This is a genomic window from Roseibium album, assembly GCF_001404515.1.
GTDB classification, from domain to species: Bacteria; Pseudomonadota; Alphaproteobacteria; order Rhizobiales; family Stappiaceae; genus Roseibium; species Roseibium album.
This window is the reverse complement of record NZ_CXWE01000002.1, coordinates 867,830-881,876: the sequence shown is the minus strand read 5'-3', so window position 1 is coordinate 881,876 and position 14,047 is coordinate 867,830. Positions and strand designations below refer to the sequence as shown.

Genomic DNA, 14,047 nt, shown 5'->3' with positions numbered 1-14,047 from the left:
GTGGAAACATCCTTTTGACCTTCAGAGGAGAAGTTATGGACAGCTCGACAATCGGGACGGCAGAGCAACTGCGAGATCCCAACTATACTCCGCCATTGGCGAAGGCAATTCCACTTGGAATCCAGCATGTGCTGGCAATGTTTGTGTCAAACGTTACACCTGCCATCATTGTTGCCGGTGCAGCCGGGTTTGGCTTCGGCTCCAACTCGCCGGACTTTCCCGAGTTGCTGTACCTCATACAAATGTCGATGGTGTTCGCCGGTATCGCGACATTGCTGCAGACAATGACACTCGGCCCGGTAGGGTCCGGTCTTCCGATCGTTCAGGGAACGTCGTTTGCCTTTCTGCCGATCATGATCCCGATCGTCGCGGGCAAGGGTGTCGAGGGACTTGCCGCCCTTTTCGGTGGCGTGATCATCGGCGGTATCTTCCACGCTGTCCTGGGTCTTTTCATCGGACGCATCCGATTTGCCCTGCCGCCGCTCGTTACGGGGCTCGTGGTCACCATGATCGGCCTCGCGCTTGTAAAGGTCGGTATCCAGTACGCGGCCGGCGGTGTGCCTGCGATCGGCAAACCGGAATACGGTTCGCTGCTGAACTGGGCCGCGGCTCTGGTCGTCATCGTCGTCACGCTGGGATTGAAGTTCTTCGCAAGGGGCATGCTGTCCGTTGCAGCGGTTCTTCTAGGATTGATCGCGGGCTACATTTTCGCGCTGCTGACGGGAATGCTCACCTTTGATGTGATAGCCGGATCATGGTCGAAAGCTGCCGCCTTTGCGTTGCCTCAGCCGTTCAAATACGGTTTTGAGTTTTCGCTGGCCGCAGTCATCGGTTTCTGTCTGATGGCATTCGTGTCTGCGGTGGAAACCGTGGGCGACGTTTCCGGTGTCACAAAAGGTGGTGCGGGTCGTGAGGCAACCGACAAGGAAATTTCTGGTGCGACCTATGCGGACGGTGTCGGCTCAGCGATTGCCGGTTTTTTCGGCGGCTTGCCGAACACCTCGTTCAGTCAGAATGTCGGGCTTATCGCAATGACCGGCGTCATGAGCAGGCATGTCGTCACGTTCGGTGCGATCTTTCTCATCGTCTGCGGATTGATTCCGAAAGTGGGCAGCGTCATTCGCACAGTGCCGATCGAGGTGCTCGGCGGAGGGGTCATCGTCATGTTCGGCATGGTCGTTGCCGCTGGCGTCTCGATGCTGTCGGACGTCAACTGGAACCGACGCAACATGGTCATTTTTGCGATCTCGCTGTCGATCGGTCTCGGGCTTCAGCTGGAACCCGGCGCGTTGCAGCATGTTCCCGACACCGCGCGCATTCTACTGACCAGCGGACTGCTGCCGGCGGCGCTTCTGGCGATTGTCCTGAACCTCATCCTTCCGGAAGAGCTTTCAGATGAATCGACCGAAGAGGTCTCAGGTGGCATGACGGGTCACGGTCAGGGCTCCCTGCCGAAAAGTGAAAAAACCTGACCAGTCGCACATAAGGGAAACACGGAAGGGCCGCTGACGCGGCCCTTCTTTTTTGTCTACCCGTTTCGACAATGCGCGCTATGAAAACCATTCCAACTTTTGTCAGAGAGTTCGGCGCTTCATGGAAACACGATCATCGGTCAACGAGTTGCATGAACAGATCGAGGTCCGCTATCTCGCCGCCATCAGCCGGGCCATGTCGATCATGCGTCTCGAGAAACCCCATTCGTTGTCGTACCAGCCGAAAATGCGGGCCTGACGGTCGCCCGTGGTAAGGGTCTCCGGGAGGGCGATCACGAGCGATTCCGGTCTCGCGCGCATATCGGTCGACACGACATGGTCGCCGGTAAAGCCGATGACCGAACTGCTTGAGAAAATATCCTGAAGCAGATCATTGACCGATCCCGCAACAGGACGCTTCCAGGTCACGGTCAGATCAACCGCCGATACGCTGATCGTGGGAACCCGGACAGCAGCACCTGTGATTCTGCCTTCGATCTGCGGCAGGACTTTTCCGACAAGTTTGGTTGCGCTGGTCGTGGTGGGCACCATGGAGACCCCGCCGGCACGGCTGCGTTCCAGAGGACCGCGCGGTGCGTCGACCATGGGCTGGCTGCCGGTATAACAGTGGATCGTTGTCATGTGCCCTGACTGAATTCCGATTGCGTCGTCCAGCCCTCGCAAGAGAGGGGCAAGTGCATTGGTGGTGCATGAACCGTTGGAGATGAGGCGATGACTGCCAAGTTCCTCCTCGTTGGCGCCGAGCACAAGTGTGCGGTCGGCGGCGGGAGACGGGCCGGAGATCAGGACATTTCGTGCTCCCGCCAAAAGTCCGCGCCCCGCGATCTCCTCCGTGTTCGCCTTGCCGGTGCATTCCAGCACGACGTCGACGTCGGACAAGTCCAGAACGGAGAGATCCGGTTCACCCGAGAACAGGATTTCCTGGCCGTCGATCGTCAGGCTCCGGGCACCAGCCTCGACGTGTCCGGGATAGGGGCCGAAAACACTGTCATATTTGAAAAGATAGGTGCAGGTCTCGAGCGGCGCGATATCGTTGATCCGCACAATCGCGATTTCCTCCTTTTCGGGGAGGGCCAAGATCTGCCGCAATACGGTCCGGCCTATCCGGCCGAACCCGTTGATGACAATCCGCATTCCGATGATCCGTGTCTTTAGAATTCGACGATCATGGCGCCCTGGAATACAGGCACCCGGAGAATGCGTATCACTCTTTAAAGTATTGATCTCATTTATATTGTCCCTAGGGACAATCGGAATTTCTTCAGCGGCCAGCCGGCCGCAGCGGCATGTGGCGGTTGACGTCCTTGTAGAGAAGATAGCGGAATGGCCCGGGGCCTCCCGCATAGCATGCCTGCGGACAGAAGGCGCGCAGCCACATGTAGTCACCCGCCTCGACTTCGACCCAATCCTGATTGAGCCGGTAAACGGCCTTGCCCTGGAGGACATAAAGACCGTGCTCCATGACGTGCGTTTCGGCAAACGGGATTACGGCACCGGGTTGAAACGTGACGATGGTGACATGCATGTCGTGCCGCAGATCGGCCGGGTCCACAAATCGGGAGGTTGCCCATTTGCCGTCCGTGCCGGGCATTGCACTCGGGGTGACATCGCTTTCATGTGTCACGAAGAAACTTGGCCGGTCGAGCCCCTTGACCGGTTCATATGCCTTGCGGATCCAGTGAAATCGAACGTGTTCCGGACTGTCATTCCTGAAACGCCAATCGGTTTCCGGTGGCAGATAAACGTAACTTCCGGCTCTCAGCGCGTGTTCTGTGCCATTTGCTGTCAGTGTCGCTTCGCCCTCAACGACAAACAACACAGCTTCAGCCGTGGGGTCCGTTTCCGGACGATCCGACCCTCCCTCCGGTGCCACCTCCATGATGTATTGCGAGAAGGTTTCCGCAAAGCCGGACAAAGGCCGGGACAGGACCCACAGCCGCGTGCCGGACCAGAACGGAAGGAAGCTGGTCACGATATCGCGCATCGTTCCGCGGGGGATGACAGCGTATGCGTCGGTGAACACGGCTCGATCGGTCAGAAGCGTTTCCTGGCCAGGATGACCGCCTTTCGGAGCGAAATAGGTTTCAGACACAGCTTTGCTTTCTCGACAGTTTACAGGGCTTGAAAGACTATGACGATCTGAAGCGTCGACGACCAGATTGCTTGTGAGAAGAAATCTTTATTGAAAATCAAGAAAATGAGCGCGGTGCATTTTTCCTGACAAAAACCGGTCCGTCAGCCGGTTTTCTTGATCATGGCAGATTGAACGGTTGCCATTTCCGCGCTGAGAAAATCACAGAAATCCTTGGCGACGATCGAAATCGGCCGGTGGGTCGGCGTCAGAATGGAAAGGCCGTTCTGGATTCGTGGACGGAACGGACGAAAAACAATCATTGGCGGTCCCATGCCGAGCCGTCCGTCCTCCTGCGCCTTGTAGGCCGTGAGCATGTCGCAGATAAGGGCGCACAGGCCCGACTCGACAAATCTCAATCCGGGCAAGGCGGTCTGCAGTTCAAATCGCTGGTTGAAGCGCACACCCGCATCCCGGAAACGCGCCAGGATCTGCTTGTGACTGCGATGTTCGGAATGCATGAGTGCAAGCGGGTGGCCATCGAGATGTTCCGGTGTGATGACTTCCCTTGCGGCGAGTGGATCCGTTGCCGGGACAGCGCACATGCATTCCAGATCGAAGTCGATCTGGTCGAAGGAATTTCGCGCACGGGGTGTTTCCGTGAAACCTATGTCAAATTGCTGAGCAGCAATAAGCTCTTCAATTTCCTGGGATGTCCGGCTTGCCAGTGCAATCTTCACGCTCGGTTTGTCGGCAACGAATTTGGAAAGGCTGTTTGGAAGGAAATCGGCAATCGCCTCCGGAATCCCTGCAATGCGAAGCTGTCCGTGTTCGCGGTTGGCAAGACCGCGCAGAGTGCGTTTGGAGATTTCGAGCCGCTGCAGAATCGCTTCGGCTTCTTCGAGAAAGAACTCCGCTTCGGGGGTCGGAACGAGACGCCCTTGCTCGCGCATGAACAGCTTGAGTTCAAGCTCCGTTTCAAGACCGGCGATTGTCGAACTGACGGCAGGCTGTGTCCGGCCAAGCGTGCGGGCTGCTTCCGAAATGGAACCGCTCCGCATGACCTCACGAAAGGTCGCCAATTGCCGAATTGACAGGTTCATTGAAACTCGAGAACTGCCCCCTGGTAAATATCTTCGAACAATGTGTCGCCTAAGGGAAGCAAGGTCAACTGCCGCAAAAAAAACCTGTGCAATTTCACGGATTTAGCCGGGGACTATTTTTCCACTACTGCGAGTTGACCCATGTATTCCGGCTGTCGCAACTTACAATTGCTTATGTGGTTTAAGATGAATTCAGCCGGAAACAAGGTGATCCCGAAAGGCACTGCCGCATTTTGAGTTCAAGGTCTCCAGAGCCGATCGAGGTCAAATGTCTCAACGTCCCTGAGCAGATCGATGAATCCCTTTGCCGCGTGGTCGAGCGACAGACGGCCCTTTTCAGCGGTGGCGATTTCAGCATTGCCGAGAGCGCCTAGCGGATTGAGATCCTGTGCCTTCCAACCGTATTGCGCCTTGCCATGGCCACGCAGATGCTTGAATTCCTTCTGGTAGTCTTGCTGTTGCGACTTGAAGTCCTGTGCGCGATCCATTTGCACGAGGTCAGGCCGAAGATGCAGCATCAATGAGGTTTCGATGTCACCGCCATGGATGCCGAAGGATAACTCTTCCTTGGAAAAGAGACCTTCCGGCTGGCCAAAGCGCAGCCAATTGGTGGCGGTCACGAACATGTCGTGCTTCACCCGCAGTTCACGCGCAACGATATCAAGAATCGGGACGTTGCCGCCGTGTGCGTTGACAAGGACCATCTTCCTGATGCCAGCCCGGGCGACGCATTCGCCAATTTCGATCCAGCAACGTGTCACCGTATCCCACGACAATGTCAGGGTTCCCGGAGAAGAGATGTGTTCGTCGGATTTGCCGACCTGTTGTGTTGGCAGAAAGGTGGCGGGCAGATCGTCCGGAAGCAGTTCAAGCACGCGCTGGACCTGACCGTCGGCAATGGCGGTATCCGTGACAATCGGCAAATGGGGACCATGCTGCTCGATGGCGGCGACCGGAAGCACGGCAATCCAATTGCCCCGGGACGGGTCCCTGAAGTCCTCCGTGGTCATTTCGTGCCAAAAGTGTCTGGGCAGCATTGTTTCTGTCCTGTCGTGGTCCTGATCCCCGCGTCTGCTTGGCACAGCCTGTCCAGACAGGCAAGTGGCAGCAGGTTTCCGCTGGTGTTCGGTTAACTGATCACAAACAAATGATCGATCTGACTTAACCCCTGTTTAGAATTTGCTGACTTCTACCGGCGACAATCGGATGCATGATCGGCGCCCTGTTGTCCAATACGCCGGCGAACCTTTTGAGGAGTAGTGGTGTCGCGGGTGAACCTGAAACCGGGGCAGAGGCAAACGCTTCTGGCCGGGATCGGGAAACTGCGCGCAACAGCCTGGCAAGTGCATCCGTGCAATCCGCCAGGAGAAACAATGGCCCTGTTCTGACATCCCAAGCGGTGTTGGCGCTCCAAGATGCTCAGGAAACGGAAACCAGGAACCAGGGAAACACGAGTTCCGGAGCAACTGGTGGCGAAGCGGAAGACAGCGGGGAGCAAGGTCAGGCCCCGGTTGCCGGGTCAAATGGTAGTGCCGCGGCACAGGTCGCGAACGGCGGGTCGCAGGCCCAGGGCGGAACCGGGGAAAAAGAAGATCCTGATGGCGACGGCCTGAACGAGGCAGAGGAAAAACAGGTCCAGGAACTGGAAAAGCGTGACCGTGAGGTTCGGGCGCACGAGCAGGCACACGCACGTGTCGGAGGGGCTTATGCGGGCGCGCCCAGCTATACCTTCCAGCAAGGACCGGATGGGAAGCGCTACGCGATCGGCGGCGAGGTTCAGATCGACACGAGCAAGGAAAAAACGCCGCAGGAAACCATCCGCAAGATGCAGATCGTCATTCGGGCTGCACTGGCTCCGGCAGAACCCTCGTCACAGGATCTGAAGGTTGCCCAGTTGGCCCGCTCTCAATTGTCCGAGGCCCAGGCGGAGTCGCGCCAGCAGAAGGCGGAGGAACTGGAGGGCGACGACAAGGGCGAAACGGAAGCGGCAAGCAGTGCATCCGAGGCGTCTGACAGCGGATCTGCGGATTCCGGTGGTGCCGGCAATGCGAATTCCGACAAGTCCGATGACAAGAAATCCGACTTTGCAGCCCGAAACGCCGAGGCTGCGTCGGCTTATCAGTCCGCCATTCCAAAGGCGAGTGAAGCCGAGGCGCTGCTTGCTTCCATAGTAGCGTAATGCAATCTTTAGATTGATAGAAACAAGTCGCAACACCCAATCAGATCATCAAGATGAACATGCAGCGAAAGTCGATCCGGATACTCGATGGACCCGTATTGAGCTATCTTGAAGGCGGTACCGGCAGACCACTTCTCATGCTTCACGGGTGGTCGCAATCGGCCACCGGGTTTTCTGGTCAATTTGAAAAACTTTGCGAGACTCGACATGTTATTGCTCTTGACTGGCGTGGACATGGAGAGTCGGAGAAACCCGAAACAGGTTACAGAATTTGCCGCTTTGCAAAGGATCTCGTCGAGTTTCTGGACGCGTTGTCACTGACGGATTTCGACGTCCTTTGCCATTCTCTAGGCGCTTCCGTTATTTGGGCTTATCTGTCAATGTTCGGCAAAGAAAGGCCTCCCCAGAAAGTCATCTTCATCGATGAGCCTGCCGCTCTTCTTGCAAGGCCGGATTGGAACGAACAGGTTCAGCGGGAGGCCGGCGCAATAATCGCCTCTCTCGAGATCCTGGCAAACTTCACCAATTCCATAAGAAATGCCGATACGGTCGCTGCACACGCCGAAATCCTGCGACCGATGTTTACAAACTCATTTCCAGAAGAAAAGTTGTTTGCCGTCGCCAAGGAAAATCTCAAATTCCCACGCAGCCATGCTGCTGTTCTGCTCGCGGATAACTGTCTTCAGGATTGGCGAAGTGTAGTCGGAGAAATAGACAAAGAAGTTCTTGTCGTTGCAGCTGAAGCAAGTCCTCATCCACTGGATTCACAAATATGGATTGCAAACCAGATCAAAGGGGCTGAGCTGGAGATCTTTGCCGAAACTGAAGGCGGAAGCCATTTCATGTTTCTGGAAAATCCAGATCGGTTCAATTTCGTTCTAAACGGGTTCCTGAATAGACCTGGTAGAGGATGATCTTTAACTCGATATTGCACGGGTCCCTGGCTGTTCAAAAAAACATAACCTGATACAACGCAGAACTGCGGCGTTGAATCGTGACGTTGAACAAGATACAGCCGCCGTCGTATCCTCATTTTGCAGATCTTCACGGTCTCAGGCCTCAGGTCAGTTCATGCCAGCTATCGCAGCGCGCCGGGTTGTTTCGGCCGTCTTCTTCATGTGTGGGACGTTCATCGGTTTGTGGGCTTCCCGCATACCGGACATCAAGACTGCAACCGGCCTGAGCGAAGGTGGTTTCGGTATATTGCTCCTGGTGATGGCGGTTGGAGCCCTGCTGGCATTTCCTCTCGCAGGCGCCCTGATGGATCGCAAAGGCTCCGCTTCCGTCACGAAAATGACTGCAATCGCGACGGTTGTCGCCTTTGCGCTCATCGGTCTTGCCCCTTCCACACCGATTTTGACAGTCACCTTGTTTATGGGAGGATTTGCATTCGGAGCGCTGGATGTTTCGATGAACGGATGGGGCGCTGAAGTTGAAAAAAGGCTCGAACGCCCCATCATGTCGTCCTTTCACGGACTTTTCAGTCTCGGGGCGGGTGTGGCGGCGGCGGCCGGCGGCGTCGCGATCAAACTGGGCCTGAGCGTCACCCAGCACTTTTGTCTGTGGAGTGCGCTGGCAATTCCAATTCTCGTCTGGACGCTGAGGCAGCCTTGGTCTCACACCGGAACGGGCGTGCGCAATGAAGGGAAATCTCCGCTTTTTGCCATTCCCAAAGGGGCTTTGTTTCTGGCCGGGCTGATTGCACTTGTGGCAGCCCTTGGAGAAGGTGCCATGACCGACTGGGCTGCGCTCTATCAGATCTACGACCTCGGTTACTCCGAAGCGATCGCGCCGACTGCATTCACAGTCTTTTCGGTCGCCATGGTGATCATGAGGCTTGCCGGGGACCGGGTCATTGCTCTCTATGGCCCGGTCGCCGTCGCGCGCGCCAGCGGACTGGTCGCCAGCCTGGGCTGCTTGCTTCTGGTTTCCGGTTTGAACATCTGGACCGTTTGGGCAGGCAGCTTTGTCATGGGTCTCGGCTATGCGGTTCTCTTTCCACTGGCCATGTCGCGCGCTGCAAGCGATCCGCATATGTCGACGGGCCAGGCCCTTGCTGCGGTCGCAACGCTCGGCTATGGCGCCTTCCTTTTCGGTCCGCCGTTGCTCGGGTTCATCGGAGATCTTTTTTCTCTCAGAATGTCTTTTGGAACCGTTGCCTTTCTGACGCTCGCAATTCCACTGCTGGCCGGATCTTTGAAAGTAAAGTCCTGATGTTTTCGTGCGAACATGTCTGATCATTTCCCGAACCGGGGTCTGGTTTAGCTGGCGAACAATGTCAAAACGCCGTTAAACGGAAAAAAAACCGCACCAAAGCGACATGTGTCATTTGACGGTTAAATACTCAGGCTACCTTTGCACCGCGACAGACATGACGATTCGGGCTGAACTTGGAACAGGTAGCGGGCAATGGCTTTCAATTACAAAAAGAGCATAACTTTTCGGCTTGTTCAGGCAGCAAAGGCGCAGCGGGCCCGGTCGGGGTCGCATCTCATGCGGATTGGATTGCATCCCGGACAGGAACTGGTGCTGAAGGTGCTGGCTGATTCAGATGGCCGAACAATGAGCCAGCTGGCATTGGCGCTCGGAGTTCAGCCGCCAACCGTTACAAAAATGGTCACACGTCTTTCAAGCCAGGGTTATGTGCTCAGAAAAGTTTCCGACACGGATGGCCGTCTGGCAAGGGTTTTTCTGACCGATGAAGGACGCGAGCTGGTGGTCTTCGTCGACAAGGCCTGGAAGCGGCTTGAACGGGAAGCCATGTCGGGGCTTGATGACAAGGACCGAAAGAAATTGCGCAAACTGCTTCGACAGGTGGAGAAGAACCTGTCCTTGTCGGTTGATGACGATCCAGAACATGAAAGTGATCTTGAGCCGGATAACGAAGAGCCTGAGGTTGCCGAAAAGAAAAGCGCTTCCGGAAAAGGCAAGGAACGTTCCGCGGCCTAACGGTTTGCGAAGACCCCGCGCACTCGCTCAATTGCCATGGAGTTTCTGGCGCGGTTTTCTGAATTTCCACTTCTTCTGAGGTGTCTTGCGACCGTATCTGAAAATCGCGATTGTTCGGGTTTGCGATACCCGGGTCGTCGTGATGACGTCGGTACGACCGGTCGTTCTTACTGAGAAGATTACAAAAAGCTCATTTGTAATTACCTGATCCTGAACCCATTTTTGTTCGTAAGCAGAGGTGTTCTGGAAGGAGATCGGAATGTCAATAACCTCTCAGACGATCAATGAGGAGCGGGGCGCCAGAAAGGCTGCAGAATTGCGCCGGCGTTTTCGGTCTGCATCGAAAGGTGCTGCCGGTACTTACGGTTTTGGACCTGTCAAACTGAAGGCCGCTCACTCCGGTTTAGGCTCCCGCCGGGAGTATTTCGGCGCGTTCCTGATCTGGGTCACAATGGCAGCGGTCATTACATTGTTTGGATTGGTGCTGTTTTAGGGATCGGGCAACAAGCGCCCGACCGGACACCACTGCCGAAAACTGTCACATCATTCATCAATGAATGGCAACAGGTCTTGCCCGGGCATACCGGCACACATGTGTTTGGTACCAAGATCTGTGCACTAACCGGAGGCAAGGCCGTTTTTCAATGCCGCCGCAATTGCAATTGTGATTTCCGGAGGTGATGCCGGTCCAACCAGCAGGGACCGTGACATCGCAGGCAGCGCCGGCAAGTTTCTTCTTGCCGGCGAGACACGCATTCCCGACTGGATTGCGCGTGCAGGCAATATTCCGATCGCCAGACCGGCTCGTATCGCGCAGCGCAGGTTTGAAAAACTCTCGCTCTTGAAAGTCACGTTGAAAGCCCTTTGTTCCTGCGACAACAGGTTGACAGGCAATTTGCTCCACCAGCATCCCCGGTCGAGCACGGCGAGAGGGACAGGCGTGTCCGGATCACACTCGAACGTTTCGCTTTCGGCCCAATGGGACAACTCTGTCTCCAGCAGTTTTCCCTGTCCCGGCTCCGAACTGGCAACAACCGCGATGTCCAGTCTGCCGTCGGCTATGGCCGCCGGAAATCCAGAGGAGCAGCCTGATTTCACGAAGATATCCAGATGCGGGTAGTCCTTTCCGAATTTGATCAGTACTTTCTCGAAAACCGTGCCGTCGTAGTGGTCGGGAATGCCGACCCTTATTTTTCCGCGCAGCGGTTGTTCGAAGAGCGATTGAGCGTGATAGAGATCGCCCATGATCCTTTGCGCTAGCGGTAACAGCTTCTCTCCATCAGGCGTAAGTCTCATACCCTTCGCGTGACGTTCGAAAAGGCTTGCGTCGAGCGTGGCTTCCAGCTTGCGCAATTGTACGCTCAGGGCCGACTGAGTCCTGTTCAAACTTTCAGCGGCAAGAGTGAGATGCCCATGTTCGGCTATAGCCACAAAGGCACGCAACAGATCGCTGGACAGTTTCATCCGTTCGCTTTTTTTCATCAACTCTATAAACTTTATTCATTTTTTTTATGAAGATAGCCAATCTAGTCTCGCCGTCAATCTCTGGAGGTTGAGACATGGATTTCCCGGCCATCATGCTGCTTTTGTCGGTGGGTTTTATCGGCGGTGTCTGGAATGCGATCGCAGGTGGCGCAACCCTGTTCACTTTTCCCGCACTCATGGCGGCTGGATTGCCGCCTGTCGTGGCCAATGCGACGAACTTCTTGGGCTTGCTTCCCTCCAATGCAGCAGCCCTAGCCGCCTACAGGGAAGAACTCAGGAAAGCGGGCCCGGCGTTGATCAAGCTGAGTCTGATTTCCGGGGCTGGAGCGGCGACGGGATCGGTACTTCTCCTGGTCTCAAATCCAGAGACATTTCTGGTTCTCGTGCCATTTCTCCTGGCAGCCGCAACACTGCTTTTTGCATTTGGAGATCAGATGCGCAGTGCATTCCTGCATTTTGCAGGACCGTCACACACGTCTTCGCTGGTCTTCACCGTGCTGTTTCTGGCATCCATCTACGGCGGATATTTCGGTGCAGGACTGGGGATCATTCTGTTGGCAATTGCTCAGGTCATCGGTCATTCCGACTTTCACGAAGCCAACAGCATCAAGAACCTGCTTGCCACGAATTTCACGATCATCAGCATAGTGCTTTTCGGTGTCGGAGGACTGATCGACTGGCCGGCCGCGTTTTCCATGATGAGCGGGAGCGTCTTCGGGGGGTACCTGGGAGGCCGATGGGCAAGGCTGGTCAATCAGAGGGTGCTGCGAACGATTGTCATAGGTTTCGGCACCATTTTGTCTGTCATCTACTTCTGGCGCACATTCATTCCGTAACACATATAAATCGGCATCAAACTCGTGCCGCCGGGAAAAAACCAGCAGAAAGGTCAAGACGTCATGGACAAGAGATTTTGGCAAACCCGCTGGCAGGAAGGAAAGATTGCCTTCCACGAAAGTGTACCAAACAGGCATCTCGTCCGACATTTCATGGCTTTGTCTTTATCGTCCGGGTCGCGTGTGTTCGTACCCTTTTGCGGAAAGACCGCAGACCTGGACTGGCTGCTTTCACAAGGGTACGGGGTCAGTGGGATCGAGTTGAATCAAGATGCCGTCGGCGAGGTTTTCGAACGTCTGGCGTTGACGCCGGATGTCGCCCGGTTTCGCGGTCTGACACGATTTTCAGGCAAGGGAATTGTCATATGGGTCGGCGATTTTTTTGAGTTGAGTGCCCTGGATCTCGGCTCAGTCGATGCTGTTTACGATCGCGCGGCCCTGGTCGCGCTGCCTGCGCAGATGAGGACCAAATACGTTCGGCATCTTCAATCGCTCTGCCCATCCGTGCCGCAGTTGCTGGTCAGCTATGACTATGATCAGGGCAAGATGGAAGGGCCGCCATTTTCACTGCCGGAAGAGCATGTTCGCAGCCTGTACAAAGACATTTATGAAATTGAAAATCTTGCGAGTGTGGACATTTACGGGCCACTCGCCGAGCGGTGTTCGGGCAGGGAGGAATCCTGGATTTTGCGACCCATCGGCCAGTCTTGACCGGAAATATGCCTAAAACTCCAATGTTCTGGAAGAAAACAGAGCCCTTGCCCGGAGGGCTCCGCCGACAATCATTGTCCGCCGACCTCTCCTGTGTCTTTCCGGAATGAGTTCCAGACCGGCAGGATCAGCTTGGTGACAATGGGGATCAGGATCAGCCCGAGGATCAATCCGAAAATGCCGTCCAATGTTGCGGTCATGGCCCAGGCGACAAAGCCTTCCAGCTGCCCGATGCCATGGGCAACACCGTGAGCCACATCATGAATGGTTCCGTACAACCATTTGACGCCGAGTTCCTTCAGACCATGAATGACAATGGATCCACCGACCCAGAGCATGGCGGCAGTGCCGACAGCCATCAGAATCTTCAAGAAACCCGGCATTGCCTTGACGATGCCTCTTCCGAGGGCGCGTACAATCGACAATCGCCCCTTGTTGGACATCATCAGTCCGACATCATCGGCCTTGACGATAAGCGCGACCGAACCATAGACCATAACGGTGATGCCGATTGCGACGACGGCAAGTGTCGCTGCTTCCATCCAGATGTTGCTTTCGGGGATTTCAGAAAGCGCAATCGTCATGATTTCCGCAGACAGGATAAAATCGGTCTTGATGGCCCCTGAGACTTTCTGTTCCTCCAGGTGGACTGCATCAACAGCCTCTTCCAGAGGCAAATCGGCGTGGCTTTCCTTGTGTGCGAAGAGATGGTGGATCTTTTCCGCGCCTTCGAAACACAGGTAAGCCCCGCCGAGCATAAGCAAGGGAGTGATCGTCCAGGGCGCAAACTCGTTGAGAGCCAGACCGACCGGCAACAGGAAGATCAGTTTGTTCTTGAGCGATCCGGTTGCAATTCGCATGACAATCGGGAGTTCGCGGGCCGGTTTGAAGCCGGTCACGTATTTCGGCGTGACCGCAGCATCGTCAATGACCGCACCTGCGGCCTTGGACCCAGCCTTGGCGGCCTGACCTATGACGTCATCAACAGATGCAGCTGCAACTTTTGCAATGGCTGCAACGTCATCTAGTAGGGCAAGTAGTCCGCTCATGGCCGCTCCTGAAAATCTCGTGTTCGCGGGTCGGGAACATAGGGTGTCTTCACGACAGCTCAAATGTACCAGGGTCGTTCCTGTTCAATCACCTAAGCAAAGCAGTGCCGCCAGTGTTTCAGTCAAGGGTTGCCTGCTCAATACGGTTCCGTATGTCATCCACAGGCAGCC

General features: G+C 55.6%; 14 protein-coding genes. 8 read left to right on the top strand and 6 right to left on the bottom strand.

The genetic code is table 11. The annotated features are described in order from the left end of the window. Positions 1-35 precede the first annotated feature (35 nt). Positions 36-1,472, top strand: coding sequence for a uracil-xanthine permease family protein (locus tag LA5095_RS09305; protein WP_055114107.1), 1,437 nt, complete (start codon positions 36-38; stop codon positions 1,470-1,472). Positions 1,473-1,643: 171 nt separating this feature from the next. Here LA5095_RS09305 and LA5095_RS09300 read toward each other — a convergent pair whose 3' ends face one another. The 4 genes from LA5095_RS09300 to LA5095_RS09285 all read right to left on the bottom strand — a co-directional run bounded on the left by LA5095_RS09300 (position 1,644) and on the right by LA5095_RS09285 (position 5,704). Then, on the bottom strand, positions 1,644-2,627 hold the full coding sequence (locus LA5095_RS09300; protein WP_055114105.1) for a type I glyceraldehyde-3-phosphate dehydrogenase: 984 nt from the start codon (positions 2,625-2,627) through the stop codon (positions 1,644-1,646). A gap of 127 nt (positions 2,628-2,754) precedes the next feature. Beyond that, positions 2,755-3,585, bottom strand: coding sequence for a bifunctional allantoicase/(S)-ureidoglycine aminohydrolase (locus tag LA5095_RS09295; protein ID WP_055114103.1), 831 nt, complete (start codon positions 3,583-3,585; stop codon positions 2,755-2,757). A gap of 143 nt (positions 3,586-3,728) precedes the next feature. Then, positions 3,729-4,667 (bottom strand): LysR substrate-binding domain-containing protein, encoded by a 939-nt coding sequence (locus LA5095_RS09290; protein ID WP_055114100.1) that lies wholly within the window; start codon positions 4,665-4,667, stop codon positions 3,729-3,731. A 239-nt stretch (positions 4,668-4,906) separates the two neighbouring features. Continuing rightward, complete coding sequence (locus LA5095_RS09285; protein WP_055114365.1) at positions 4,907-5,704, bottom strand: creatininase family protein; 798 nt, start codon at positions 5,702-5,704, stop codon at positions 4,907-4,909. A 173-nt stretch (positions 5,705-5,877) separates the two neighbouring features. On the opposite strand from LA5095_RS09285, the gene LA5095_RS09280 reads away from it, so the two are divergent. From LA5095_RS09280 to LA5095_RS09260, 5 genes are all read left to right on the top strand, one after another. Further along, positions 5,878-6,846 carry a putative metalloprotease CJM1_0395 family protein gene (locus tag LA5095_RS09280; RefSeq protein ID WP_055114098.1) on the top strand — a complete coding sequence of 323 codons (969 nt, stop codon included), beginning with the start codon at positions 5,878-5,880 and terminating at the stop codon, positions 6,844-6,846. 98 nt (positions 6,847-6,944) lie between these two features. Continuing rightward, a complete protein-coding gene (locus LA5095_RS09275; RefSeq protein ID WP_208992606.1) occupies positions 6,945-7,760 on the top strand; it encodes an alpha/beta fold hydrolase in 816 nt (271 codons plus the stop codon). A gap of 157 nt (positions 7,761-7,917) precedes the next feature. Then, positions 7,918-9,060, top strand: a complete 1,143-nt coding sequence (locus tag LA5095_RS09270; protein ID WP_055114094.1) for an MFS transporter — start codon at positions 7,918-7,920, stop codon at positions 9,058-9,060. A 195-nt stretch (positions 9,061-9,255) separates the two neighbouring features. Next, a complete protein-coding gene (locus tag LA5095_RS09265) occupies positions 9,256-9,795 on the top strand; it encodes a MarR family winged helix-turn-helix transcriptional regulator (RefSeq protein WP_055114092.1) in 540 nt (179 codons plus the stop codon). A gap of 259 nt (positions 9,796-10,054) precedes the next feature. Further along, positions 10,055-10,288, top strand: a complete 234-nt coding sequence (locus LA5095_RS09260) for a hypothetical protein (protein ID WP_144435908.1) — start codon at positions 10,055-10,057, stop codon at positions 10,286-10,288. A 125-nt stretch (positions 10,289-10,413) separates the two neighbouring features. Here the strand turns inward: LA5095_RS09260 and LA5095_RS09255 are convergent, their stop codons facing one another. Further along, complete coding sequence (locus tag LA5095_RS09255; protein ID WP_158510359.1) at positions 10,414-11,259, bottom strand: LysR family transcriptional regulator; 846 nt, start codon at positions 11,257-11,259, stop codon at positions 10,414-10,416. Between the two features lie 95 nt (positions 11,260-11,354). Between LA5095_RS09255 and LA5095_RS09250 the strand changes: the two genes are divergently transcribed. Further along, positions 11,355-12,116: a sulfite exporter TauE/SafE family protein gene (locus LA5095_RS09250; protein WP_055114085.1), complete on the top strand. Its 762-nt coding sequence runs from the start codon at positions 11,355-11,357 to the stop codon at positions 12,114-12,116. A gap of 63 nt (positions 12,117-12,179) precedes the next feature. Continuing rightward, positions 12,180-12,827: a thiopurine S-methyltransferase gene (tmpT, locus tag LA5095_RS09245; protein WP_055114364.1), complete on the top strand. Its 648-nt coding sequence runs from the start codon at positions 12,180-12,182 to the stop codon at positions 12,825-12,827. Between the two features lie 71 nt (positions 12,828-12,898). Here the strand turns inward: tmpT and LA5095_RS09240 are convergent, their stop codons facing one another. After that, positions 12,899-13,876, bottom strand: a complete 978-nt coding sequence (locus LA5095_RS09240) for a DUF808 domain-containing protein (RefSeq protein ID WP_055114083.1) — start codon at positions 13,874-13,876, stop codon at positions 12,899-12,901. Positions 13,877-14,047 lie beyond the last annotated feature (171 nt).

What these genes read in the sequence shown, in the direction of transcription:
- LA5095_RS09285 (WP_055114365.1), bottom strand. Translation starts at nt 5,704, where the DNA reads ATGCTGCCCAGACACTTTTGGCACGAAATGACCACGGAGGACTTCAGG.
- LA5095_RS09270 (WP_055114094.1), top strand. Translation starts at nt 7,918, where the DNA reads ATGCCAGCTATCGCAGCGCGCCGGGTTGTTTCGGCCGTCTTCTTCATG.
- LA5095_RS09305 (WP_055114107.1), top strand. Translation starts at nt 36, where the DNA reads ATGGACAGCTCGACAATCGGGACGGCAGAGCAACTGCGAGATCCCAAC.
- LA5095_RS09255 (WP_158510359.1), bottom strand. Translation starts at nt 11,259, where the DNA reads ATGAAACTGTCCAGCGATCTGTTGCGTGCCTTTGTGGCTATAGCCGAA.
- LA5095_RS09300 (WP_055114105.1), bottom strand. Translation starts at nt 2,627, where the DNA reads ATGCGGATTGTCATCAACGGGTTCGGCCGGATAGGCCGGACCGTATTG.
- LA5095_RS09250 (WP_055114085.1), top strand. Translation starts at nt 11,355, where the DNA reads ATGGATTTCCCGGCCATCATGCTGCTTTTGTCGGTGGGTTTTATCGGC.
- LA5095_RS09280 (WP_055114098.1), top strand. Translation starts at nt 5,878, where the DNA reads ATGATCGGCGCCCTGTTGTCCAATACGCCGGCGAACCTTTTGAGGAGT.
- LA5095_RS09290 (WP_055114100.1), bottom strand. Translation starts at nt 4,667, where the DNA reads ATGAACCTGTCAATTCGGCAATTGGCGACCTTTCGTGAGGTCATGCGG.
- tmpT (WP_055114364.1), top strand. Translation starts at nt 12,180, where the DNA reads ATGGACAAGAGATTTTGGCAAACCCGCTGGCAGGAAGGAAAGATTGCC.
- LA5095_RS09240 (WP_055114083.1), bottom strand. Translation starts at nt 13,876, where the DNA reads ATGAGCGGACTACTTGCCCTACTAGATGACGTTGCAGCCATTGCAAAA.
- LA5095_RS09260 (WP_144435908.1), top strand. Translation starts at nt 10,055, where the DNA reads ATGTCAATAACCTCTCAGACGATCAATGAGGAGCGGGGCGCCAGAAAG.
- LA5095_RS09265 (WP_055114092.1), top strand. Translation starts at nt 9,256, where the DNA reads ATGGCTTTCAATTACAAAAAGAGCATAACTTTTCGGCTTGTTCAGGCA.